Raw genomic sequence first — 23,255 nt, forward strand, 5'->3', positions numbered from 1 at the left:
GCGGTATGCAATGGGTGTAAAAATGATTCGAGACATAACAATCGGACAATATTACCCGGCAGATTCGCTGCTTCATAAGCTGGATCCCAGGGTAAAATTAGTGGGAACCATCGTTTACATCATCTCACTGTTTGTAATCGATTCCTATATCGGCTATGTGATAGCAGCTGCGGCTCTTTTTGCTGTAATCAAGTTATCGAAGGTTCCGGTAAAGTTCATATTAAGAGGCTTAAAACCTATTATTGCCATCCTGCTGTTTACGTTGATCTTCAACCTGCTGTTTACGCAGGGCGATTCCGTTTTCAGGTTTGGTATCATTAATATTACTAAGCAGGGCATCACGATATCGGTAACCATGGCAATCCGTTTAATTTTGCTAATTATGGGGTCTTCCTTAATGACCTTTACAACTACACCAAATCATCTTACAGATGGCTTAGAGAGCCTTTTAAGCCCTTTAAAGAAGGTCAAGGCACCTGTCCATGAAATATCCATGATGATGTCCATCGCTTTAAGATTCATACCCATACTAATGGAGGAAACGGACAAGATCATGAAAGCGCAGACAGCCAGAGGAGCAGATTTTGAAAGTGGCGGTCTGATGAAGAAGGCAAAAGGCCTGATTCCATTATTAGTACCCTTATTCGTATCGGCATTCAGAAGAGCCAACGATCTTGCAATGGCCATGGAAGCCAGATGCTATAGGGGCGGGGAAGGCAGAACGAAAATGAAGCCGCTAAAGTACAGAGGAAGGGATATATTTTCCTATCTTGTTTTAATTTTATTTTTTGCGGTAATAATTGGACTCAATCATGTAGATTTTACTGGTTTACTGAATGGTCTGCCTGGCTTTAAAAACTGATAATTCAGGAATTGGCAGATAACACATGAAATCAAAAGGTTTTAACCGTGCAATGCAAGTAGATAACGAAAAAAAGAATATATAATTGCATTACTGAATTACTTATGGAAGTACCGCACACTAAGAAAATGTGGTATGTAAGGGATATTATGAAGAGAATAATGTTGGTAGTCGCCTATGATGGTACAAAGTACTGCGGGTGGCAGATACAGCCAAATGGTATAACAATAGAAGAGGTATTAAACAAAGCATTGTCAGAACTGCTAAAGGAACCTATTACAGTGATAGGAGCCAGCAGAACGGATTCCGGTGTGCATGCACTTGGAAATGTAGCCATCTTTGATACAGACACCAGAATACCAGGTGATAAGATATCCTATGCCCTGAACCAGAGGTTACCGGTGGATGTCGTAATCAGAGAGTCAAAAGAGGTGGATGCAGATTTTCACCCAAGACGCTGCGTAAGTACTAAGACATACTGCTACCGAATCATGAACTCCAGGTTTCCGGTACCTACGGAAAGGCTTTATTCCTATTTTGTATATTACCCGCTAAAGGAAGAACTGATGACGGAAGCGGCCTCTTATCTTATTGGGGAACATGATTTTAAGAGTTTTTGTTCAACTGGATCCCATGTGACAGACACGACCAGGACTATCTATGACATACAAATAGAACGCACTGGGGAAGCAATAACGATTCGAATAAAAGGCAATGGATTTCTTTATAATATGGTCAGGATCATAGCGGGAACATTAATAAAAGTTGGATTAGGAGCAATACCTGCCACAGAAGTCAGAGAGATTCTTATAAAAAAGGATAGAAGCTATGCAGGACCAAAAGCACCTGCCCAGGGTCTGACCTTGGAAAAAATAGAATACAGCAATAAATGTATTGACACGCCTGGTGAAATATAATATAATATGGAGATGTGACGTGAGAATACCAGAGCCAAGCCCCGGTACGGTATTTTAACATATATAACTATTAAAATGAATGAATATGATTGAAATTAACAAGGAGGTACTCCAATGAAAAGCTTTATGGCAAGCGCATCAACCATTGAAAGAAAATGGTATGTTATAGATGCAACAGGACATACTTTAGGACGTCTTTCATCCGAAATCGCTAAAATCTTAAGAGGCAAGAACAAGCCTACTTATACACCTTTCATTGACACCGGTGATAATGTAATCGTTGTTAATGCTGACAAGATTAAAGTAACCGGTAAGAAACTGGATCAGAAAATATACTACAATCACTCCGACTACGTAGGTGGTATGAGAGAGACAACCTTAAGGGAATTAATGGCTAAAAAGCCTACCGACGCTATCAGCCTTGCAATAAAAGGCATGTTACCTAAGGGACCGTTAGGAAGACAGATGATTACAAAATTACACGTATACGCTGGACCTGAGCACAACAATGCAGCTCAGAAACCAGAAGTATTAGAGATTAAATATTAATCCAGGTTGAAAGGAGGAAAAAACATTGGCTAAAGCAAAATACTACGGAACCGGAAGAAGAAAAAGCAGTATTGCCAGAGTATATTTAGTACCCGGTACTGGTAAAGTGACAATTAATAAGAGAGATATGGAAGAGTTTTTCGGACTTGAGACATTAAAGTTAATCGTTCGTCAGCCCCTTACTCTTACAGATACAGTAGATAAATTTGATGTTATTGTTAACGTTCACGGAGGCGGTTTCACCGGTCAGGCTGGTGCAATTCGTCACGGAATCTCCAGAGCTTTATTAAAAGCAGATCTGGAATACCGTCCTGTATTAAAGAAAGCAGGATTCTTAACAAGAGATCCAAGAATGAAGGAAAGAAAGAAGTACGGTCTCAAAGCCGCACGTCGTGCTCCTCAGTTCTCAAAGAGATAATAAGAACAATAATGAAAGCCTTGAAAACACAGTGTTTCAAGGCTTTTTTGATGCTATAAATTATACGGCTCTTTGTCAATAGTTGGGGTGGGATTCGTATGAATCCCGCTCCTTTCTTACGTTTAGAGCTGTTTCGATAGTTCATTCTACTGTATGCTGTTTTGGGCATGCAAAATAAGCCTCCATATCCCGACCATTTTTCCTATGATGTACAATGAAGTATCCGAGTACGGAACCGGTTAAAGTTTCGGATTCCATAAGAACTTCGTTTTAATACTTTAATCTTATTGTTAAATCCTTCTGTGACACCGTTTGTAATGCCATATTTGAAGGCATTTAAGATTTCTTTTCTCCAAGACTGGAACGTTTTTGCACATTTCTCGAATTCTTTAATACCGCATCCTCTTGCATTAGATATCCAATCATCGAATTCCTGCTGTTGCTTACGATAGGACTCCAGCTGGCTGATGTCATAAAACCATTCTTTCATCATGTGCGCCAACCGTAGGTCATCACTATACTGGAGCATCAGATCACAGGCTTGTTTGTTCTCGTCTTTCAGCTTTCTATAGCGGGTCAAAATCAGCTTCCGGCTTCGTTTATAGTATTTTCGAAGAGAAGTCGGCATGGATTTTTGGAGCCGTTTACGAACATTTTCGATAGCCCATGTGACCTGACGAATGAAATGATACTTGTCCACTATAATCTTTGCATTTGGAAAGAAGGTCCTGGCCAGCTCCACATAGGGAAGCCACATGTCACAGACAAAGAACTTTACTTTCAGCCTTTCCTTTCTTGTAATGTTTCTCCAGTAATCAGCCAGATGGCTCTGAGTGCGGTCTGGAAGAATATCCAGAATCCGGTGTTTTTTAGGATCAACGAGGATACACTGATATTTCCCAGTAGAGGCATTGCCTTTAAATTCATCAATAGAAACAGCCTCAGGAAGTTTATCTGGGGGTGCATAATGGATGGTATCCAAAAGTCTGCAGATTGTAGGGACGGAAACCCCGGTAAGGATTGAAACCTGCTTGAGAGAAAAAGTCTGCCGAAGGAGAGATATAACATAAAAAGCCAGTCTCCTTGTTCTGCGGTGATAGGTAGGAAGAAAAGAATAGTGTTCCAAAAATCGTTTTCCGCAGGAGGTACATAAATAACGTCGTTTTCTTAGAACCAGAATGACGGTTTTACCTTGGAAAGGAGTGTCATTAATTTCCTGGATTCGATAGTCATGAACTCTTTTTGTTTTACAGCCACAACAAGGACAGGTCTGCTCAGAAGGTTTAGTTTCAATGAAAACCTTTAAAAAAGAATCTGCCTGAATCACTTTTTTTACAAAAACATCTTTCAAGTCTAAGAATGCCTTGCTATAATTAGGGTACATCTATAAGAGGTCACCTCCGTTAACATTAAACTTTGGTCGGGATAATGCGTTTGGGAGGCTTCTTATAGATGTATTTTATTACAACTAAAAGAATGTTGGAAGTGTGCTTTTCAAGCACACCCCAACATTCAGTATAGAACCAATTATACATTTGTTGTGAGTTAATTTATTTTGCCAGTTTCAGCTCTATAATTTCTGCTGTCTTTTTCCTGGTAGATGCCAGAACGTCCGCATATATGTCTGCTGTGATTCCAATATCCGAATGCCCTAAATAATCTGATACCACTTTAATATCTACACCACTGTTTAGAAGGAGTGTAGCATTGCAATGGCGCAGAGAATGAAGAGTAAGGAAATCAAAATCAGTACCCTTGATACGGTTCCGGAAAGAAGTATTTAGGCTGCTCCTGTCCTTATAGTTTCCGGTATCGGAGGTAAACACCATTTCCGGATGAATAAAGGTTTCTGATTGTGCTATTTGAAGCTCTAACTGATGCCTTTTGTGTTCTCTTAAAAGCTCCGCAATGGAATCGCTCATAGAGATATAGCGCCGACTGCTTTTGCTTTTGGGAGTGGTAAGGAAGTGCTTACCGCCTACATCTGATAGAGTATGTCTTATAGTAATGGTTTTATCAATATAGTCGATATCTTCCCACCGTAGCCCCAGGCATTCCCCGGAACGCATACCGGTGAATAGGAGCAGCTTAACAATTGTATTAAGTGAGGAATATTCCTGAAAAAGATTGAGAAAAGGGGGTAATTCTGATTCGGTTAGGTACTTACGTTTTTCATCTGCAGTAGCCTTCTTGGATGGGAGAATAACATTCCTGGCCGGAGATTCCTTCATATAGTCTTGGGTAACTGCAAATGTGAATATACTCTGCAAGATTGTGTATAACTTCTTTGCATTGGACGGTGATAGTGGAATTTCTTTTCCCTCTTTATTTTGAGTGGTGTGAGTACTAAAGAAATTTGTCAGCATTCCGGAAGTAATCTCCTTTAGCTTCTTATTCCCAAAATAGTCTTTGAAATGATAGGCAACCATTTTTTCATAGTTGTATGCTGTGATAGGTTTTAACTTATTGGGAGCGTAGAATTTAAAGTATTCCTCTGACAGCTCCTGGAATCTCATATTCTCATTAAAGGCAGAAAGACCTTTACAACGGTTCTTAAAATTAACATATTCCTCTTTAGCCAGCTTATCGGCCTTCTTTTCCGTTGTTCCTTCTGGAGGGGTAAAGGTGGTTGTCTTACGGATCTGTTTCCCTTCTGCTGTCATTCCCATTGCTACAGTGAAGGTATATGTATTACCTCTCTGCACAATTCCTGTGTCTACTCTTCTTGATTTCATCTTGTTATCCTTTCTTTAAGAACACCAGTTTTATGATGCATTAAATCAAGGCTTATAGTATAATGATTATGTGGATTGGCATTATACAAGCCTTTGGGTTTATATGTGTCATTTATGAAAGCAGCTTTTAGGTGGTGGTACACCTGGGGGCTGTTTTTATTTATTTCTTCTCAGTTTAACAAACTCAGCAAATTTCTTAATTTCTTCTAGTTCTTCTTCAGTATATTCATTTCCATCAAAATGAGCTGCTATTGTATTAATTTCCGTATCTAACTGAATAAGTTCTTTAATGATTTCTTTTTCGGTAGCGTTGGGAGTAGTGCTGCCAAAGGCTTTGGTCAATTCATCGTCTATGGATTGAGATTTCGAGATATCTAGTAATTGAGATCTGGTTATGTCCAACTCATTACATATCAGATCAATTTTATCCATTCTGGGCATGCTTATCCCATTTAACCAGTTTGAGACCGAAGACTTACCAACACCTATAGATTCTGCTAGTTCTGAAAAATTTTTTCTTCGTAATTGAGTATAAAATCGAAGATTGTTTGAGAAAACATGTTTTAAATCATTATCGGACATAATGTAATTCCTCCTTTTTAACAATAATACACTATAAATGAACTTCTGTCCATATTAATACACTATAAATAAAAAAAGTTCAATATAGCATCGACAGTTCATTATAAATGTACTATTATATTAGAGAAGTTCATAATAAATGAACTGAGAAAGAGGTGATATGATGAAAAAAAACGTAACAAAAATGCTAATAGCTTTAGGAGAGCAAGAAATGTCAATTCAAGAGTTGTCAAAAAGAAGTGGAATCTCCAGAACTACAATATCAGCTATTAAAGCAGGAAAAACATGTAGACCAGATATTGCAGGAAAGATAGCTAAAGCCATTAACAGACCATTAACAGATTTAATAGAAGCATAGTAATTTACATTCAAACTATCACCAGATCCTTCTGATCAGGTAAAAGAAAATCTAATCATGGCGAATCTGAAAGCCTAAGAATCTATAGTGCAAATTGTTCTGACGTCAGAACAGAAAGGAGCATAAAGCATGGTAATAATAAACGGGATTGAATGCCCTACGATGGTGACGATCAATAAGGCTGCAGAGCTTACAGGGGTATCGTATAGTTATATTCGGAGTTTATGCCTTACTAGGCAGATTGTATTTGTTAAAACCGGATGTAAGTATTTGATTAACCTGGAGAAGTTTGTTGCTTTTCTAAATGGTAATTAATATGCCGGACAAGCTATCATTTTACCAGGGAATTAGCGAAGTAACATTGTTTGACGATGACTTTCACAAGAAGGTTTACGGCTATGCCTATACTGACAATGACTTTCTTCCTGCAGTTGCTGCCAAGTTAACCGGCATAGGTCGGAAAGATATCATACAGGCCTATAATGAATGGTTCGCCAGGTGGAAAGCCGAAGATGATAAGGAAATGAAGAGTGTAGCAAAGTGGTATATAAAGGAGTGTGATAAGAAATTTGAAGAATTTCAGAAAGAACACCAGGGGAAGGCGGTGGAAGAATGGAAAGAAAGCCTACGGAGTTTGACTACAGAGGACTTAATCCTGCTATTATTGAACAACTCAACGAAAGAGGTGTGATACTAACTGTTGATAAAACAGGTTTTGAACCTTTTGAACCTTTTGAACCACCTAACATAAACCAATTAGTATCTTTTCCTATTGATGCTTTCCCCAGTGTATTTAGAGAATATGCAATAGCAGTTGCTGAATCCCTACAAGTATCAATAGATATGGTTGCTGTGGCAATATTAGGTTTAGCAGCTCTGTGTCTGCAAGGAATTTTCACTGTACAGCCCAAAGAGGATTGGCAAGAGCCTTTAAATCTATACATACTGATTATTGCCAGGCCATCAGAAAGAAAGTCACCTACCATGAAAGAGATAACAAGGCCGGTATATGAATATGTAAATGGCATAAATAAGGACAGGCAATCTGAGATATCCGAATACAACATAAAGAAGGATGTTTTATCAAAGAAAATTAGCCATCTAAAGGAATCTGTAGTAAGAAATAAGAAAAATGCATCAATGCAAGATATTCTGGACACTCAGAAAGAGCTAGAAGAACTGGAAGAGGTAGCACCATTAAGGATAATCGTTGATGATGTAACAACTGAGGCTTTAGTTAAGATTATGAAGGAGAATGAAGAAAGGATTTCTATTGTAACTGCCGAAGGTGGAATATTTGGAATGTTAGCAGGTAGATATAATAATCAGCCTAATATTGATATAGTCCTGAAAGCTTATTCTGGTGAACCTTACTCTTCTGATCGTATCGGAAGGAAGGGCGAGGGTTTAAATAATCCCTTACTTACATTACTTATCATGACACAACCGGTTGTTGTAGATGAAGCCATGCAAAATAAAGAATTTAGGGAGAGGGGTTTGCTTGCAAGATTCATGTATTCATTACCTGGTTCTAAGGTTGGTAAGAGAACATATAAATCTAAGCCCATAAGTCAGAGTGTCAGAGAAGATTATGATATCCTTACTAATCGTTTATTATCCTTACGTGACTGGAAATTTGAAACAGGAACAAATATAAGATTTAGTAAAGAAGCCGACAAACTAAGCGAAAATTTCGCAAATGAGATAGAAGGTAAACTATTAGATGATTATGAAGAAATCGAGGATTGGGCAGGAAAATTTCATGGTCAAACAATGAGAATAGCAGGGATATTACATGGTATTAAGCATTTACAGGCAGCTCCCACTACTTTGTTGGAAGGGCGGACAATGAATGAAGCTATAACAATAGGACGGTACTTTCTTGATCATGCAATAGCAGCATTTCAGATAGCCGGTTTAACGGATGCTCGTGAGATTAAGGATGCAAAGTATATTCTTAAACGTATCGACAAAAGGGACAATAAGGACAAAAGCATATCAAAAAGGGATTTATTTCAGTTATGTAATGGAACATTGAAGACAGTGGAGGACATGCAGCCAGGTCTTGATGAGCTTGTAAAACATGGTTATATAAGAATTTACAAGAATAATACAACAGGTGGAAGACCTAAAGATATTATCGAAGTAAATCCAGAATATGAATTGCAAAAGGTTCAAAAGGTTCAAAAGGAAGGAGATCAGAATGATTAAAAAGGAAATATGGATTAGGGTTAAAGTATCTGAGGAAAGCGAGAAGGTCAGGGCTGAAGTATGGGAGCTGAGAAACAGATTCCCAGGTGATTATGAAATCAAGATATTTTCAGAAGATACCAAGGGAATTAAAGACCTTCCTCAATCACATCAATTAAGCAAGGATAGCGTTCCGGTTTTAATTGCAAGGTTCAAAGAAGAGAATGTTCAAGTAGTTGAAAAGGAAGTTTACGTTGAGCCTGTACCGGAATGCAAGCCAGTAGAGAATGTGAGAGACTTGTTAGAACGAATTGCGGATTCTCTGGGAAATATAAACGATCAGTTTGAACGGTTAAATGACAACCTTGAAAATGTTACAGGTACCTTCAAGGGGAATGCGTGGATAAATGTATCAGCATCCGTCCATGAAAATTAAAAAAGCCCTTAACAATGTTACCAGCATTGCTAAAGGCTAAAGTAACCCGTCAACCACGAAAAGGAGAGTTACACCATAAATATATCATTGGTGAAGCTCCGGTGCAAGAGTAAAGGAGAGGAAACTTTATGGCAATGACATTTGAGGACTATTTGAGTGAATTAAGCGAAGAGGACTTCTTAAACTTGATTGATAACACAGCACTTCCAGAAGAGACAGGAATCACGATGAACCAGGCCAAGGCAATTATTAAGCATAATAACAGATCAATATACGCAAGTGTTAACGATGCCTTAAAACTTGGATACTTGGTTGCTAAGAAAGAGTATGAAGGAAATGATTGTCCAATGAATAATAGCAGCCTAATAGACTTATCGTGCGAAGTATCAGAGTGTAGCATCAACATCGAAAAGGCTAAATTAATCGTAGGGGATATTCTGGATAAATATAGCTTTTGTGTAGGTGGTCCGCTTGAGGATGATAAAAGAAAAGATATCAGTATCGATGCTGACAGAGTTATGACATACCTATTTATCGTATTTGATTATATTGTTTCCACGAACAAGCATTTAAATCTTATGCAAGATATGATTGTATTAAGTGATAAGAAGGTGGCACTATGAGTATAGCAGCTTCAAGAGACATTGCACCGGAGTTTAAAAGTATCCTGTCCAAATTACCTTTATTAGCACTGCAGGAGATAGAAAGCAGCTTCACAGAAGGATTAAGTAAGAAATCACATATTACACCTGCAGATCAGGAGATTATAAAGAGTTTTCAGGAAGAGAGAATATCCAGGCAGCATAAAACGGCTTTCATCCCTGAAACAAAGAAGTGCCCACGATGCAATACATATCATGCCCAGGACAAGAAGCACTGCCCGGAGTGTGGCCGGTACCTTTATAGCTGCGGTGACATTTATCAGCCAAAAGTAAGGAAGAAGGTGCAGCCATGAGTATGATAATAACAGTATCCTACGAAACTCAGGAAGAGCTAAAGACGGTGCTTACCCTTCTGGATCCAGTCATTAAGGATTGGAATAAGGCCAGTAAGAAAACCGGACAGTATAACAGGGTATACATAAAGACAAGAATCAGGGAGGGACAGGCTAATGGATAATGAGGACTTTAAGCAGTACATAATAGAGCAGCTTAACAGGATCCAGGATACAAAGATATTGAGAAGGATTTACCTGTTTATCCAGGCTATAACTGCATAGGAGATAAAGAGAAGGTACGTAACCGGTTGGCTGCGTACCTTTGTTTCTCTATAGAATAATTAATTAAATATATCTACGGTGTCGTCATCATTTTTTTTATAAAAAAGCTGAACATTCTTAATAGTAATAACATTAGACTTTATGGGTTCGCACTTAGGATAGTTAAAAATCACAAAATTCGCACCATTAATCTCACAAGACTTATTTACACTTTTATACTTGATTCCATCATACCCTAAATTTTTTATAAATTCTGAAATATACTGAGTGGGTACATAATTTATTGTATCTTCATCATTGACTATAGGGCTTGAAAATATTTCAGACAAGTCTTCGCATAATTTTATTTTTGAAGTACTGATGTCTGCAGGCTTTTGTGAAATAGTAAAATCAAATATTCTTAAATTTTCATTAACCATGATTTTGGCTATGCTAACATCAGCTCCTATTCTTGGTCTAACTTCGCTTATAGCAATGTCAAGATTATCTGTACAATATAGGTAAGGGATATATTTGTAATTAGCGCGCATATCTTTTGTCATTTTTATTGGTGGAACAAAACTCCCTTCCTTAGAGTATCCCAAAAAATTTTTTTCTTTATTGATGTCGTTGCAATTAGTAATTATCCTGGCTCTATATAAAAAGTCGTTAGGTTTAATAACTACTTGGGGGTTTGTATCAATATCTTTTAGAAAACTTAATACTGAGTTGTCAAGTGGGTTTCGATTAATATATTTAATTTCCTCGACAAATTCTTTAAGTTTATCGGATTGCATTTCATATTTTTTGTGTCTGATACATTCTCTACATATCCTAGGCTGATGTATACCTCTCTCAGCAAGAAATTCTTGTTCTGCGATAGTAAGAATAAATATTTTATTGCAATCTTTGCATTCAATAGATATATCGTTCATTTTTTACCCCCCATTATTTAATTAGCTGATATAAATATTGCATAAGACTTCTAATACACAAATAGTACAACATATTTCATAAAATCACCAGTAGCTTAACTTATTTTTTAAAGCGCAAAGTAATTAGTTATATTAACTTCTGTTTTATATCACACTTTAGTATAGTACAAATATTATGAATCAGAAATGAACCTTGCATACCTTTAGTAGAGATGATATAATGCAACTAGAATAAATAAAGATTAAGTACCCCAATGCCTTAGGCAGTGGAAGTCTTATTTTAAGACGTGGGAATAGCTATTCATCAATCCGATGATTAGTTGTTCCTGCGTCTTTTTTATTTGTTCCTCCTTTCCTGTTTTGTATAGATATTCTAAGCTCCTGGGCATGAGTTTAAAAGGCCTTTGCTCAAAACAGAGAGAGGATAACTATTGATCAAAATTAATAATAAAGGAGACAGGAAAGACATGAGCAAGAAATCAGAATTAATCCAGTTATTCAAAGAGTTTAAGGACAGGTACAGCACCATCCAGACCAGAATTGCAGAGGTACAAAAGAGTGATGCTTATACGGATATTGGAAGGGAACAGACTATCGGCAAGATATTAGAGGAATTTCAGCCAACGGTGCAGCTTTATCATGATAAGGCCATTGCTGCCATTGATAACGGCCTGACTGCTTTACAGGCAAAGTGGAAGGCTAACAGTGCTGGCAGACTTGCAGATGCAGGGTATCAGATCGGGCTGGGGAATGTCATTAAGATGATTGAAGCCGGTGCTATCCATGACAGGGACGATATGCAGAATATCATTGAAACCTACAAGGATGATTACAATGCTATGGCCACAATTAAGAATATCCTTCCTAAGAGTGAACAGGCTATGGACTTTGTAGGACTCATACCGGTGGATAACAGAGAGCAGAATAAGCAGCTCCTGGGACAGCTAAGAAATAATGCAGATCAGCACATCAATGTGTATAGGATAGAAAATGCCATGAAGTCAAGAGATGCCTTCCAGGGTGCAAGTTCAATTGTATTTGCATTAGATGGTGCGATTGAATTTGCTAATACCAGGCTATCTGATGATCTGTCACTGATTCAGTAAGTTATATGCCCTATATGCTCTTAACCGGGTATATAGGGCTTCTTTGTATAAAGGATGGTGAGGGAATGAGTAAGTTAACAGCGAAACAGAAAGCCTTTGTTAATGAATACCTGATTGATCTAAACGCTACGCAGGCAGCCATAAGAGCTGGCTATTCCGTAAAGACAGCAAACGAGCAGGGAGCTAGGTTGTTAGCAAATGTTAGTATTTCAGAATTTATATCAAAAGCAATGGAAGAACGGAGTAAGCGCACCGGTATTACAGCCGATCAGGTGCTGAATGAACTGGCCATGATAGCCTTTGCCAACGGTACTGACTTTGCCCAGGTGGTGGAAGAGCCTATCATCGTTAATGGCCGTTATGTTAAGGATCCTGATACCGGTCAGCTTAGAAAGCAGGAAGTTGTAAAGATTGTTCCAACTGATAAGCTGCCAGATGATAAGAAAAGGGCTATAGCAGGCATTAAAGAGGGACGATACGGTGTAGAGGTATCCACCTGTGATAAGGTAAAGGCCTTGGAGCTACTGGGACGTCATTTAGGTATGTTTAAGGATAAAGTTGAGCTTACTACCCTTAACGAAGAAAAGGGCAAGCTTGACGGAATTATCGCACAACTAAGGGGCTGAGAGTAGGGCTGTTGCGACGTCGCAACACTGGCCGGAGATCTCCGGTATAGTTCCGTTCTGATGTCAGAACAGTTGCGCCGGCGCAACAAAAAGTAATTGACGAACATTGACAACTGAATATTGATAGTTGATAGAAAAAGGTTAATCAGAATCTTAATTTTTTTTAATACAGAAATTAATAGCTTGTGATAATATTAATTTAAAAAGTGGAGAGTGTTAAATGAAGATAAAAAATATTTTAAAGTATTGGATAGATATATTATTGAATGTTATTAATACAATATCATTAAGCATATTGGGCTATTATACTTTCGGACATAATATAAAAGCAGTGTTCATGTATAATATTGTACTAATAGCTTTCTTTATCTCTGGTGTTTGGATTTATAAATCGGACGGAATTAAAGAACTAGGAAAAGAATTAATTAAATCCAGCATTATAGCAATTATGTTTCCTATAGCTATGATGTATGTAAATGGTCAGTTTGATTCAGTTTTTTTTAAGAGTTCCTTAACAAGTATCTTTTACGCGTTCTTACTTAAGCTTTTTATAAAGGAAATAGATGCAAAATTAAAGGGGATTTCTAAAAAAAATACATATGTAGCTTATGTTATTGCAAGCATTACTTTTATATATATTTATAACATTACACATGAGGTTATCATGGCTATGGGATATGGTGCGGCAATTGTTTCTATAGTTAAGATAATTAAGATATCTCCAGAACATAATAAGAATTAAAATACATTTTTCTACCAACTATCAACATTCAGTTGGTAGTTTTTTTATACCCAAAATTAAGGAGTTGATAACATGAGTAATGAAGAACTGGTGCAGCTCATAAAGCAGGGAACGGATCCGGCCGGTAATATGGAGCAGCTCTACATAAAGAACCAGGGTATTATCTTTTCAGTGGTTAAGAAGTACCGCTACGCTTGCCAGAGTGACCACAACGGCACTCCAATCATTGAACTGGATGAATAATTAATGCATGAAGCCTATTTCGGGCTTGTAAAGGCTGTTAAGAACTACGATGCAAGCCAGGGAGTGCTATTCATGTCATATGCTCCTTACTGGATCAGGCAGGCTGTTAAAAGGTTCTTGGATGATTGTGGCCGAGTTATCAGGGTACCGGTGCATAAACAAGAAAAGGTATATCAGTATAACCGGTTAACGGCTCACTTCCTGCAGAACTTCAACCGGGAGCCAACTATCCATGAGTATGCCAGGTGGCTGCAGATATCAGATAAGGCGGTGGAGCAGCTGCAGCGTTTCATGTTCCGGGACAAGATCAAGAGCTTTGATGAAATGGTGTCGATCGGAGAGGATGAGAGCATAACCTTTGCTGATACGGTGGCCAGTGATACAGATCTGGAAGGTGAAGTAATCGAAAGAGTATCCCAGGAGCAGCTAAGGGGTGAGTTGTGGGACTTAATACGCATGGTGCTTAAGGATGATAAGAAAGTCCAGATAATCAAGCTTAGATACATAGATAACCTTGCATTAGAGAGAATAGCAGAGCAGTTTAATATCAGCAGAGCTGCTGTTGATCAGTCTATTAAGTACAGTATAAGGCTTATCAAGAGAAATGCCGGTATAAGGCGGTTGGCCATTGAAACAGGCCTATGGGATGCAGATAAGCCCTTTAGTGCGGATAGGGTGAAATACTGGTGCGAATGCAGCCGGTATAATATGTTGGATAAGAATGAGTTAAGATATGCCAGGCGCATGGGCTGGGTAGATGAAGAGCTGCTGCAAGGGTATTCATAAAGTGAGTATCTCTTCCGGAACGACGAATATCGTTCTTCCGAAAATGAACGAAGGTGTGTCCACGTTTGGATTGACCTATCTTCACACGAATTTCGTAGAGACATTAAGACGGCTTCATACGGTTTTCGTACTAAGGGAAGAATACTGACCATAATTATGTGGTGAGTAAGGTTTTCGCCTTTAATGGCTAATACATATAAACAGTCGTGGCCAATCTTGGACAGGGGAAGATTCTTTCTTTAGGACTACTGAAAAATAAGGAGTCCTTACCGTTCAACATCATGTTGAACCTTACAAAACCTTACTTAAAGTCATATATAGATATTCCGCTTTACTGCGTAAAACCCTCGACACAATGTCGAACCCATGAAAGGAGATCACATGAGAAATAACGAACATTACATAGACCCTACAGCTCATGCAGCCATTAAGAGAGCAGACTGACACCGCTGTCCAGTTGCAAAGCCCAGGCCTTGGGGTGATGAAAGGCATCTTACGGTGGTAGGGTGTCTTTTTGTTGTAATTTATTGTATTAAGGTATATAATGGAAATAAAATCTGTATGAGGAGGAAAAGTAATGAATAAAAAATACGATGTAGAAACTTTTACTATTGATGAATTTAGAGAGCTGATTGCCAATGGAGATGATACACACCACAATCAGATAAGAGTGACTAAAAGTGGTGAGGTTTTTCTATCTCAAGATATAGTAGGAGCTAAAGATCTTGAAGATATAGCTTTTAGATTTGAAACATTTAACAGGGGAAATGGATACATAGGGGTTGCAGCATCAAAAGATGATGATATTATATTAATGTATAATGCCCTAATTAACAACTGGAATAAAGCTGTTCGTAGAACATATCTAGATATGTGGAGAATTGAGCAGTAAGTAAAAACATTAAGCATCCTTCGGGGTGCTTTTCTTTTAAATCCCTCTAGGCGGTTGGTTTTCTCTTGCTGAAAAATGGGAGAGGGTGTATAATTATGGTAAAAAAGGTTAAGGGGATATATATTGTATGCTAAGAGATATGGAAACACTATTAAATACTGTATGTAATGAGGAAATAAAATTATACTTAAAAGAAGCTCTTAATTGTTATAATTTCGGAGCATACAGAGCTTGTATAATTATGACGATGATTGGGGGCGTACATGATTTACATAATAAAGTAAAGGATTTGGCACCTAGTAACAGAGATATCGCAGTTCTTGAGGCAGAGATAAACACCCTGAAAAATGATTTAAAACCATATGAAAGAACACTAATAGAAAAATGTGCTACAGAAAAGATAGACATCCTTAATCCTAATGAAGCTAAAGAATTAATTCGCTGTTTTGATACGAGGAATGATTGCGCTCATCCAAGTGATTACAATTGCTCTGCAGAGAATGCACGCTATGTTTTTACAACTATAATAGACATATTGGCTTCGAAACCTATATTATTAGGACAACAACATCTTAATACCTTAGTTGCAGATATAAATAAAGATATTTTTTTTCCACGTAAGGATAAACTGGAAATTCAACAGATAGTTAAACAACAACTTGATAGATATAGTAGTAGAATTATTAAACCTTTAGCTAAGAGACTTGTTAAAGAAATAATAAGTGACACTTCGCGTATAAATAGTAATAAACAGTTTTTTCTAGCAAATATCGCTTTAAGGCTGGAAACAGATTTTGACGCCATAGTAGCGCCTCTATTTATTGATTCAAAGTTTAATTTGGATATAATGCATATGGTATCAGCAAATGAAAAAATGATAGAAACTTTATCAAATGAAAATATAAAAAGATTATTAAGCATATTGCACAAGTATACTCAAAATGACCTAGGATACAATTCTTTAGTTGTTGATATTTATCAATCAAAACGTTTAGATGATAGTGAATTGGATGATAATATAGCTGATTCACTAAACACGGGATATGAGCAAATGAGTGATAATCAGAGTTTAATATGGCTGGAGACTACTTGTAATGGTAATATTAGTGAAAGACGTTTTAATTTGTTAGTCAGTAAATATAAGAATCGTGTAATAAATAACCTTAAATTCGCAAGCCAAAATTATTTGAAAATATTGATCAAATGTAATGATCAAGAATTAAATACAGTAGTTATTAAAAGCATCATGGATAAAGTGGCTGAGTCAGATTATACAGTTAGCAATCCAGCTACGAATGAATTTGAACAATTGGATGAAGAATTCATTCGTAATTTATCCGATCAGGATATAGAATATATTATTTATCATATAGTAAAAGGTGCAGAGGGTTATGGGCGCGAAGTAAAGAGGGTTTTTGATACGTTTCATAATGTATATGTATTTAAAGCTTTTTGTGAAAAAATTGTGCCAACTTTTAATGAAATTAATTTAGAAAATTTGCTTAAAGTTAATTTATCAGATCATGCAATTGCTAAATTTGTGGGTCGAGTTAAAACTTCTATTAAAGGGTTCGCTGCTACCTTTGTTGAAGTTGCCGAAAACTTTATTTCTAAAGTAAATACAGATGATCCAGAGCAAGAATGGAATCAAATAATATTGACCAATGTAATATATTTTATACAAAGAGAGGAAACGGAATCCAATTAATTGGGATATGGTCATGGGATTTATGAAATGGAAAGACTGTTTACTAAGAATAGTTTTAATAGAGTTGGTATTGTGTTTACATTTATAGTATCTAGTAATTGACTATGATGCTAAAAATCCTTAAAATTCTTTTCCCAAATAATTCATGATACGAAATTGTTGTGATGTTGTTGTGAAAAGTTACATAAAACAATAAAATCTATGATTGATTACACAAGTTAATATTTAAGAAATGCAGTCAATATAAGAAAAATTGAAGTGTGACAACCTATAAAAAGCAATCATCATTACTCAAAGAGATAAGGATTACTGCAACGCAGGATGTCTTATTACAACTCAAAACAATTCAGAACCTCTCAGGACATTTGTCTTGGGAGGTTTTTATGTTGAAAATTATGTTAAAAAAAGCATAATATAGTTATGAATTCTTTTGAAATATTATCTCAAAGATGAAATTGTGAAAGGTTGTGTATGAAATGGAAACGATTGAATGTAAATATTGCGATACAAAGATATCATATAAAACATCTGCAAATTTCATTATTTTTTGTCCTAATTGCAAGCGCAATATATATTTGGAATGTGAGTATGGTTATGGTCCTGTAACACCCTGTAATATACTTTTAGGAAATGAAAAAATAGGAACAGTAAATGTGGACGAGAATAATAAATATTTTCTGGAGTATAGGTTTGAAAAAATTAAGCTTAATAAAGGATACTTAGACGCATTGTGGGAGGCAATTGAAATTGTAAAGAAAAAGATTAGTCCTAATTAGTCCTTATAGGAAAACAAAAGAATCAGAATTAGTTCAAAGTCATAAAGTGAAATGATATTCTTTTGATGGTGAAATATTAGAAATAGTATTTGATTCTTGAGAGAGGTTAATTGTGTTCGAACCGTCTGAGAGAAAATGAAATGGTAATATATGAACGATCTGTTTGTGATAAAGAACTTTTTAAAAAGCTATTGAATAAGTTGGATGTGGTTTTGCTGTATGGCAAGATAAATGTGGAAGTGAAGTATTCAATTTAGTGAGGAGAAGACATGAAGTACACTAATTATAAGATGATAAAAACATATGGAGGACAATCTATTGGAATGTTTGGGAATGACATTTATGCTTATGAGGTGCTTACAGGAATATGTGATGTCCCAGGATACTATCAGATAACAAAACACGAATATAATACATTTGATGAATGGAAGGATGAAAGTACAGGAGAACTTGGTACTATGTATGAAATCCATAACAGAAAGCCGTTGTGTAGTGGTTATAAGGATAGTACAGAAATTAAAAACGTTGCAAAAGAGTTTGTATGTCCGATTTGCGGAAAAGATTTTTTGGTTGAAGGAGGAATAGTTCCTAACCATATAGATATAAAACAAATATGCCCGGATTGTAATAAAAAACCGGAACCAAAGATGGATTTAATGTTTGAGATTAAAAAACAACTGCAGCGGGTAGAAATTAGGATACGAAATTTAGGCTCATTATTTACATCCTATTACATTGATCCATATTCTAAGTTAGATATGAGAGGATATGTTTCAGTAGGAAGCACAAGCTATTATCTTAGAGTTAATGAGAGAGGTAAGTTGATAATTGAGTATCATGTGATAGACAAAAGAAAGGCTGCATATTGGATATTAAGGGAATTGTTGTATTCTATGGAATATGATTTGTTGTCAAAAGAAGAAAAATATGATATCCATACGGATGAGGTTATAAAAGAAAAGTGTAGAGACCATTTTAAAAAAATGGATTTAAATTATACAGAATGGTATGAAAAGAACATTGGTATTTTCAATTTTGATAAAATCTTATAAAGAGTTTATTAGGAAATTACTAAAAGATTTTTCAAATACTAAACCAGGAAAAGTAGCTTGGGATAAAAATAAGGAATACATTTATCTTACCTAACATGACACGAGAAAATGGTGGTTTGAATATATCATAAAGAATCTGCGGTTATTTTTTTATGATTAAATAGAATGGCACTGTATTAGTCTATGATGTTACAAAAAAAGTTAAAAATAGGAAATTCTAATTTAATTAAATAAGTGACATGAAAGGATAACAGAAATGAAGTTCAAATACAGAAGAATTCAAGATAGTGATGCTCATTTTTTGACTCAAATTTTTTCTAATCCTGAGTATGAATTGTACTTTGCAGAAAATGACACAATAGAAGAAGACTGGATAGAAAGATTTCAATATTATAAAGATATCGAATCAAATATAATTATAGATGGAGCCAAGCCAATAGGGTGGATAATGTATAAATTAATAGATAATGTATGTGATTTATATATTGTAGTACTACTCGATAAAGAAAGACATAAAGGTTATGGAAAAGAAATATTTAGTGACTTGTTTGAAGCATATCCTTGCATTAAAAAGATAAAGTTAGATGTTCAGCAAAGAAATATAAATGCGTGCAAATTCTATCAGAAGTTAGGATTCAGAATTGTATCAGAAGAAAGACAACCTGTACGTGATAGCAGTGAAATGTATTGTAATATGGAATTAGATATTTGATGTTTTTAAGTGGTTTCACATGTACATGAACGATTGTTTTAGAACATAATCGAGATTATGAGAGTACTGGTTCGCCGGATCTTAATGAACAGAATGATTGGATGAATAGGTTGGCGTGCATAAAGATGGAACTGGATGGGACAAGGAATCTAGACATAAATATAAAGAAGGTGCAAAAAGATGGCTAGGAAAGCCACATATATATGATGAGGTGAAATTCCTTATTTCTTAACGATAACAGATTTATATTTGGAAGCTGAGAGGGAAAGTTACATGATAACGAAAACAGAATGGAAATGGACGAGAGAACCTAAAGAATATTCTATTTCAGAAGATCGAATTGAGATCATAACAAATCCATACACAGATCTATGGCAGCGAACATACTATCATTTCAGAAATGATAATGCACCTTTACTACAGATGAAAACAACAGAGAAGTTCTTTTCTTTCGTTGTAAAGACCAAGTTTGAGAGTAAGATGCGTTTTGATCAGTGTGGTATCGTTATGTACCTTGATAGTGAAAATTGGCTGAAAGGCTCTATTGAATATGAGAATGAAGAATTTCAGCATCTTGGAAGCGTGGTTACAAATAATGGCTATTCAGATTGGGCAACAACTGAGATTGATGCGCGAATCAAGTCTATGTGGTACAGATTCAGCAGACGGGAAGATGATTACTGCATTGAATGCTCTGAGGATGGAAAAAAGTTTAAACAGATGAGAGTCTGTCATATATATAAAGCTACTGGCGAAATTCAGTTTGGAATATATGCTTGCAGCCCGGAGGCTTCTTCTTTTAAAGCCACATTTACGAATATGGAAGTTACTGAATGCAAATGGCTGGCACATGATGGCCAGGCACCGGATGAAGCATAGAAGTCTTAATTTTGTGCGTGTGAAATCGTGCTAAATCGCATATTTGCTGACTTCATCAAGTTGTGGAATTAAGAAAAAGTAATAACATTGACTATATTAAAATACCTCATTATTGTTCGAAAAGTAGTTCTGAAATTTTGAAATTAATAAAAAATACTCCTAGTGTCACGTGTACTACTGTTTTTGTAGCTAACAATTTACCGAATAAGGAATTGTTAAAAAAGTATACCAAAAAAGTAAGGAAGGTATATTGCACTAACAATTTGGAGGAAGAAGATCATATTACTGACTATGGGACAATTTTGACAAGATTTAATATTGTTAATACAGAAGATATTAATACGGAAGTAGGTGGTAATGCTAAAGAATATTTTTACATAATAAGAATTGAACTTGGATAATGAAAATAACATTTTCCCGTTTTGAAGAAAAATAGTAGTAGTTAAACATTGACAAATAATAATTCAAAATATATAATTACTAGAAATTTATATAATAAAGGCATAGAAGAGAAGAGTAAACTATTTGCGCTTTTACAGAGACCTCAGGATGGTGAAAATGAGGAAAGTTATAAAATGGTTGAATATGGCCTCTGAGTTGCGTACCGAAACATATTGTTTAGGCTACGACGGGTGCACCCGTTACAGTGATAGACTATCGATGAATCATTTCTCATCCGTAGTTGATAAGACCTATATCGTGAGGTATAGGTGAATTTAGGGTGGTAACACGAAGCTTCGCTCTCGTCCCTGAAAAAGAAATTTTTCAGAGAGGAGGGCTTTTTTATTTGCTTTTTAAAAATTTAGATTTGTTATCACAATAAAAATGAAATGAGGAATGTTATATGAGAAACATTTTAGTTGGTGGTGCATGGCCATATGCAAATGGCTCATTGCACCTAGGTCACATAGCTGGGTTATTGCCTGGAGATGTAATTGCTCGGTATCATAGAGCAATAGGAGATATAGTATATTATGTATCAGGTAGTGACTGTCATGGAACTCCTGTAGCGATACGTGCAAAGAACGAAAATAAATCACCACACGAAGTGAGCGATTATTATCATGAGGAATTTAGAGATTGTTTTGAACGATTAGGATTTAGTTATGATGTCTATACGAAAACTTCTTCAGAAGAGCATATGAATTTTGTCAGACAGTTTCATGAAAAACTTTATAAGAGTAATTATGTTTATGAAAAAGAAGCTCCACAGGCATATTGTGATTGTTGTAATAGTTTTTTGGCAGATAGGTTTGTGAATGGAAAATGTCCGGAATGTGGGAATGATACAAGAGGGGATCAATGTGACTTTTGTGGAACAGTATTAGAACCAGAAGGATTAGTAGATCCAGTTTGTGCTGTTTGTGGTAATAGAATTTCGTTTAAAAATGCAACTCATCTGTATATTGCTATTTCAAAAATGGAGGCTCAATTAAAAGAGTTAGTTAATAACAATCCTAATTGGAGAAAAAATGCAATATCATTTACAAATCGCTATATAAATGAAGGATTAAAAGACAGGGCACTTACGCGTGATTTGGATTGGGGAATAGACGTTCCAAAAGAAGGATTTGAGGATAAGAAAATTTATATCTGGGCAGAAAATGTTCTGGGATATTTATCTGCCAGTCAAATTGCGGCAGAACAAACTGGTGATGATTATAAAAAGATATGGGGAGTAAATGCGAAACATTATTATGTTCATGGAAAAGATAATATTCCTTTTCATACTATTATTTTACCAGCATTGCTTATTGCCAATGGAGATGGATGGCATTTGCCAGATGAGATTATATCAAGTGAATATTTGACCTTGGAAGGCAGAAAAATATCTACAAGTCAGAATTATGCAATTTGGGTAAAGGATATTATAAATAGATATAATGCTGATTCTGTTAGATATTACTTGTTGGCAAATGGACCCGAAAAAAAGGATGCAGATTTTTCATGGCGGGAGTATGTGAATAGCCATAATGGTGAGTTGCTTGGTGCATATGGTAACTTTATCAATAGAACACTTGCTTTTATCAATAGATATATGAATGGAATTATTCCGGCAGGGAATTTGAATTCAGAAATTGAGGTGAAAATTGATCAGCTATTTTGTGAAACAGGAGAAAAAGTAGAGGCAGGTAATCTAAGGGATGCCATTGATGGAATATTTGAATTTGTACGATATGCAAATAAATTCTTTGATATTGAGCAGCCTTGGATTACAAGAGTTACAGATGTTGAGGCTTGTGATAACACACTTTTTAATTGTGTTCAAGTTATAGCTAATTTAGGAATATTGCTACATCCTTTCTTGCCATTTTCATCTGAAAAGGTTTGTAAGTGGCTAAAAATAAGTAATGTATGGGAAAAGCAATATGTATTGACCGGTTATCAATTACCAGAAATAGAGATATTATTTGAAAGAATTGATAAAAAAGTGATTGAAGAGGAAAAAGCCAGATTGGAAAAGCAGGAGGAAGTATAAGATGAATCATTTAGGTACAAAGACTCTTGAAACTAAGCGATTAGTATTAAGACCATTTAAGGAAACTGATGTTG

28 protein-coding genes and 1 other annotated feature are annotated in these 23,255 nt (G+C 35.9%); of the genes, 24 read left to right on the top strand and 4 right to left on the bottom strand.

The genetic code is table 11. The annotated features are described in order from the left end of the window. The first annotated feature begins 22 nt into the window (after positions 1-22). The 4 genes from R2R35_RS14565 to rpsI all read left to right on the top strand — a co-directional run bounded on the left by R2R35_RS14565 (position 23) and on the right by rpsI (position 2,746). Complete coding sequence (locus R2R35_RS14565) at positions 23-862, top strand: energy-coupling factor transporter transmembrane component T family protein (RefSeq protein WP_317734797.1); 840 nt, start codon at positions 23-25, stop codon at positions 860-862. A 149-nt stretch (positions 863-1,011) separates the two neighbouring features. Next, entirely contained in the window at positions 1,012-1,779 is a 768-nt protein-coding gene (gene truA, locus R2R35_RS14570) for a tRNA pseudouridine(38-40) synthase TruA (RefSeq protein ID WP_317730547.1), read from the top strand. 114 nt (positions 1,780-1,893) lie between these two features. Beyond that, positions 1,894-2,328, top strand: coding sequence for a 50S ribosomal protein L13 (rplM, locus tag R2R35_RS14575; protein WP_317730548.1), 435 nt, complete (start codon positions 1,894-1,896; stop codon positions 2,326-2,328). A 25-nt stretch (positions 2,329-2,353) separates the two neighbouring features. Then, positions 2,354-2,746 (top strand): 30S ribosomal protein S9, encoded by a 393-nt coding sequence (gene rpsI, locus R2R35_RS14580; RefSeq protein ID WP_317730549.1) that lies wholly within the window; start codon positions 2,354-2,356, stop codon positions 2,744-2,746. Between the two features lie 202 nt (positions 2,747-2,948). Here rpsI and R2R35_RS14585 read toward each other — a convergent pair whose 3' ends face one another. The 3 genes from R2R35_RS14585 to R2R35_RS14595 form a co-directional block, all read right to left on the bottom strand. Continuing rightward, positions 2,949-4,130: an ISL3 family transposase gene (locus R2R35_RS14585; protein WP_317730199.1), complete on the bottom strand. Its 1,182-nt coding sequence runs from the start codon at positions 4,128-4,130 to the stop codon at positions 2,949-2,951. Positions 4,131-4,296: 166 nt separating this feature from the next. Beyond that, on the bottom strand, positions 4,297-5,481 hold the full coding sequence (locus R2R35_RS14590) for a tyrosine-type recombinase/integrase (protein WP_317730550.1): 1,185 nt from the start codon (positions 5,479-5,481) through the stop codon (positions 4,297-4,299). A 156-nt stretch (positions 5,482-5,637) separates the two neighbouring features. Further along, positions 5,638-6,063, bottom strand: a complete 426-nt coding sequence (locus R2R35_RS14595; RefSeq protein WP_317730551.1) for a helix-turn-helix domain-containing protein — start codon at positions 6,061-6,063, stop codon at positions 5,638-5,640. A 163-nt stretch (positions 6,064-6,226) separates the two neighbouring features. Here R2R35_RS14595 and R2R35_RS14600 point away from each other — a divergent pair, with 163 nt between their 5' ends. The 8 genes from R2R35_RS14600 to R2R35_RS14635 all read left to right on the top strand — a co-directional run bounded on the left by R2R35_RS14600 (position 6,227) and on the right by R2R35_RS14635 (position 10,166). Continuing rightward, entirely contained in the window at positions 6,227-6,421 is a 195-nt protein-coding gene (locus tag R2R35_RS14600; protein WP_317730552.1) for a helix-turn-helix transcriptional regulator, read from the top strand. Positions 6,422-6,550: 129 nt separating this feature from the next. After that, positions 6,551-6,736: a helix-turn-helix domain-containing protein gene (locus tag R2R35_RS14605; RefSeq protein ID WP_317730553.1), complete on the top strand. Its 186-nt coding sequence runs from the start codon at positions 6,551-6,553 to the stop codon at positions 6,734-6,736. A gap of 1 nt (position 6,737) precedes the next feature. Continuing rightward, positions 6,738-7,112, top strand: a complete 375-nt coding sequence (locus tag R2R35_RS14610) for a hypothetical protein (protein WP_317730554.1) — start codon at positions 6,738-6,740, stop codon at positions 7,110-7,112. Then, complete coding sequence (locus tag R2R35_RS14615; RefSeq protein WP_317730555.1) at positions 7,034-8,632, top strand: YfjI family protein; 1,599 nt, start codon at positions 7,034-7,036, stop codon at positions 8,630-8,632. The genes R2R35_RS14610 and R2R35_RS14615 overlap by 79 nt, the downstream gene beginning before the upstream one ends. After that, entirely contained in the window at positions 8,625-9,047 is a 423-nt protein-coding gene (locus tag R2R35_RS14620) for a hypothetical protein (protein ID WP_317730556.1), read from the top strand. The genes R2R35_RS14615 and R2R35_RS14620 overlap by 8 nt, the downstream gene beginning before the upstream one ends. 128 nt (positions 9,048-9,175) lie before the next feature. Next, positions 9,176-9,670, top strand: a complete 495-nt coding sequence (locus tag R2R35_RS14625) for a hypothetical protein (RefSeq protein WP_317730557.1) — start codon at positions 9,176-9,178, stop codon at positions 9,668-9,670. Beyond that, entirely contained in the window at positions 9,667-10,002 is a 336-nt protein-coding gene (locus R2R35_RS14630) for a hypothetical protein (RefSeq protein WP_317730558.1), read from the top strand. Before R2R35_RS14625 ends, R2R35_RS14630 begins: the two co-directional genes overlap by 4 nt. Continuing rightward, positions 9,999-10,166 carry a hypothetical protein gene (locus tag R2R35_RS14635; RefSeq protein ID WP_317730559.1) on the top strand — a complete coding sequence of 56 codons (168 nt, stop codon included), beginning with the start codon at positions 9,999-10,001 and terminating at the stop codon, positions 10,164-10,166. The genes R2R35_RS14630 and R2R35_RS14635 overlap by 4 nt, the downstream gene beginning before the upstream one ends. Positions 10,167-10,325: 159 nt before the next feature. Here the strand turns inward: R2R35_RS14635 and R2R35_RS14640 are convergent, their stop codons facing one another. Beyond that, positions 10,326-11,180, bottom strand: coding sequence for an RES domain-containing protein (locus R2R35_RS14640; RefSeq protein WP_317730560.1), 855 nt, complete (start codon positions 11,178-11,180; stop codon positions 10,326-10,328). Positions 11,181-11,647: 467 nt separating this feature from the next. Here R2R35_RS14640 and R2R35_RS14645 point away from each other — a divergent pair, with 467 nt between their 5' ends. From R2R35_RS14645 to metG, 12 genes are all read left to right on the top strand, one after another. Next, on the top strand, positions 11,648-12,286 hold the full coding sequence (locus R2R35_RS14645) for a hypothetical protein (RefSeq protein ID WP_317730561.1): 639 nt from the start codon (positions 11,648-11,650) through the stop codon (positions 12,284-12,286). Between the two features lie 65 nt (positions 12,287-12,351). Further along, entirely contained in the window at positions 12,352-12,912 is a 561-nt protein-coding gene (locus R2R35_RS14650; RefSeq protein WP_317730562.1) for a terminase small subunit, read from the top strand. Positions 12,913-13,132: 220 nt separating this feature from the next. Then, the gene (locus R2R35_RS14655) at positions 13,133-13,654 is read left to right on the top strand and encodes a hypothetical protein (protein WP_317730563.1); all 522 of its coding nucleotides are present in this window, start codon (positions 13,133-13,135) and stop codon (positions 13,652-13,654) included. Positions 13,655-13,726: 72 nt separating this feature from the next. Continuing rightward, the gene (locus tag R2R35_RS14660; protein WP_317730564.1) at positions 13,727-13,897 is read left to right on the top strand and encodes a hypothetical protein; all 171 of its coding nucleotides are present in this window, start codon (positions 13,727-13,729) and stop codon (positions 13,895-13,897) included. Between the two features lie 3 nt (positions 13,898-13,900). Then, a complete protein-coding gene (locus tag R2R35_RS14665) occupies positions 13,901-14,683 on the top strand; it encodes a sigma-70 family RNA polymerase sigma factor (protein ID WP_317730565.1) in 783 nt (260 codons plus the stop codon). Positions 14,684-15,260: 577 nt separating this feature from the next. After that, positions 15,261-15,575: a hypothetical protein gene (locus R2R35_RS14670; RefSeq protein ID WP_317730566.1), complete on the top strand. Its 315-nt coding sequence runs from the start codon at positions 15,261-15,263 to the stop codon at positions 15,573-15,575. A gap of 127 nt (positions 15,576-15,702) precedes the next feature. Next, the gene (locus R2R35_RS14675; protein ID WP_317730567.1) at positions 15,703-17,283 is read left to right on the top strand and encodes a hypothetical protein; all 1,581 of its coding nucleotides are present in this window, start codon (positions 15,703-15,705) and stop codon (positions 17,281-17,283) included. 476 nt (positions 17,284-17,759) lie between these two features. After that, the gene (locus R2R35_RS14680; RefSeq protein ID WP_317730568.1) at positions 17,760-18,059 is read left to right on the top strand and encodes a hypothetical protein; all 300 of its coding nucleotides are present in this window, start codon (positions 17,760-17,762) and stop codon (positions 18,057-18,059) included. Between the two features lie 269 nt (positions 18,060-18,328). Further along, positions 18,329-19,111, top strand: a complete 783-nt coding sequence (locus tag R2R35_RS14685) for a hypothetical protein (protein ID WP_317730569.1) — start codon at positions 18,329-18,331, stop codon at positions 19,109-19,111. 256 nt (positions 19,112-19,367) lie between these two features. Beyond that, the gene (locus tag R2R35_RS14690) at positions 19,368-19,823 is read left to right on the top strand and encodes a GNAT family N-acetyltransferase (protein WP_317730570.1); all 456 of its coding nucleotides are present in this window, start codon (positions 19,368-19,370) and stop codon (positions 19,821-19,823) included. Positions 19,824-20,096: 273 nt separating this feature from the next. Beyond that, complete coding sequence (locus R2R35_RS14695; protein WP_317730571.1) at positions 20,097-20,702, top strand: DUF1349 domain-containing protein; 606 nt, start codon at positions 20,097-20,099, stop codon at positions 20,700-20,702. A 495-nt stretch (positions 20,703-21,197) separates the two neighbouring features. Then, positions 21,198-21,456 (top strand) — a binding site (T-box leader). Positions 21,457-21,546: 90 nt separating this feature from the next. Further along, positions 21,547-23,181 (top strand): methionine--tRNA ligase, encoded by a 1,635-nt coding sequence (metG, locus tag R2R35_RS14700; RefSeq protein ID WP_317730572.1) that lies wholly within the window; start codon positions 21,547-21,549, stop codon positions 23,179-23,181. Positions 23,182-23,255: the final 74 nt, after the last annotated feature.

The sequence above is a fragment of the Anaerocolumna sp. AGMB13020 genome, assembly GCF_033100115.1.
Classification (GTDB): Bacteria; Bacillota; Clostridia; order Lachnospirales; family Lachnospiraceae; genus Anaerocolumna.

Coding starts and splice junctions, on each gene's coding strand:
- R2R35_RS14635 (WP_317730559.1), top strand. CDS start 9,999: ATGAGTATGATAATAACAGTATCCTACGAAACTCAGGAAGAGCTAAAG.
- R2R35_RS14690 (WP_317730570.1), top strand. CDS start 19,368: ATGAAGTTCAAATACAGAAGAATTCAAGATAGTGATGCTCATTTTTTG.
- truA (WP_317730547.1), top strand. CDS start 1,012: ATGAAGAGAATAATGTTGGTAGTCGCCTATGATGGTACAAAGTACTGC.
- R2R35_RS14680 (WP_317730568.1), top strand. CDS start 17,760: ATGGAAACGATTGAATGTAAATATTGCGATACAAAGATATCATATAAA.
- R2R35_RS14615 (WP_317730555.1), top strand. CDS start 7,034: ATGGAAAGAAAGCCTACGGAGTTTGACTACAGAGGACTTAATCCTGCT.
- R2R35_RS14590 (WP_317730550.1), bottom strand. CDS start 5,481: ATGAAATCAAGAAGAGTAGACACAGGAATTGTGCAGAGAGGTAATACA.
- metG (WP_317730572.1), top strand. CDS start 21,547: ATGAGAAACATTTTAGTTGGTGGTGCATGGCCATATGCAAATGGCTCA.
- R2R35_RS14625 (WP_317730557.1), top strand. CDS start 9,176: ATGGCAATGACATTTGAGGACTATTTGAGTGAATTAAGCGAAGAGGAC.
- R2R35_RS14565 (WP_317734797.1), top strand. CDS start 23: ATGATTCGAGACATAACAATCGGACAATATTACCCGGCAGATTCGCTG.
- R2R35_RS14650 (WP_317730562.1), top strand. CDS start 12,352: ATGAGTAAGTTAACAGCGAAACAGAAAGCCTTTGTTAATGAATACCTG.
- R2R35_RS14670 (WP_317730566.1), top strand. CDS start 15,261: ATGAATAAAAAATACGATGTAGAAACTTTTACTATTGATGAATTTAGA.
- R2R35_RS14600 (WP_317730552.1), top strand. CDS start 6,227: ATGAAAAAAAACGTAACAAAAATGCTAATAGCTTTAGGAGAGCAAGAA.
- R2R35_RS14605 (WP_317730553.1), top strand. CDS start 6,551: ATGGTAATAATAAACGGGATTGAATGCCCTACGATGGTGACGATCAAT.
- R2R35_RS14675 (WP_317730567.1), top strand. CDS start 15,703: ATGCTAAGAGATATGGAAACACTATTAAATACTGTATGTAATGAGGAA.
- R2R35_RS14685 (WP_317730569.1), top strand. CDS start 18,329: ATGAAGTACACTAATTATAAGATGATAAAAACATATGGAGGACAATCT.
- R2R35_RS14620 (WP_317730556.1), top strand. CDS start 8,625: ATGATTAAAAAGGAAATATGGATTAGGGTTAAAGTATCTGAGGAAAGC.
- R2R35_RS14645 (WP_317730561.1), top strand. CDS start 11,648: ATGAGCAAGAAATCAGAATTAATCCAGTTATTCAAAGAGTTTAAGGAC.
- R2R35_RS14610 (WP_317730554.1), top strand. CDS start 6,738: ATGCCGGACAAGCTATCATTTTACCAGGGAATTAGCGAAGTAACATTG.
- R2R35_RS14695 (WP_317730571.1), top strand. CDS start 20,097: ATGATAACGAAAACAGAATGGAAATGGACGAGAGAACCTAAAGAATAT.
- R2R35_RS14595 (WP_317730551.1), bottom strand. CDS start 6,063: ATGTCCGATAATGATTTAAAACATGTTTTCTCAAACAATCTTCGATTT.
- R2R35_RS14665 (WP_317730565.1), top strand. CDS start 13,901: ATGCATGAAGCCTATTTCGGGCTTGTAAAGGCTGTTAAGAACTACGAT.
- R2R35_RS14640 (WP_317730560.1), bottom strand. CDS start 11,180: ATGAACGATATATCTATTGAATGCAAAGATTGCAATAAAATATTTATT.
- R2R35_RS14660 (WP_317730564.1), top strand. CDS start 13,727: ATGAGTAATGAAGAACTGGTGCAGCTCATAAAGCAGGGAACGGATCCG.
- R2R35_RS14655 (WP_317730563.1), top strand. CDS start 13,133: ATGAAGATAAAAAATATTTTAAAGTATTGGATAGATATATTATTGAAT.
- rplM (WP_317730548.1), top strand. CDS start 1,894: ATGAAAAGCTTTATGGCAAGCGCATCAACCATTGAAAGAAAATGGTAT.
- R2R35_RS14630 (WP_317730558.1), top strand. CDS start 9,667: ATGAGTATAGCAGCTTCAAGAGACATTGCACCGGAGTTTAAAAGTATC.
- R2R35_RS14585 (WP_317730199.1), bottom strand. CDS start 4,130: ATGTACCCTAATTATAGCAAGGCATTCTTAGACTTGAAAGATGTTTTT.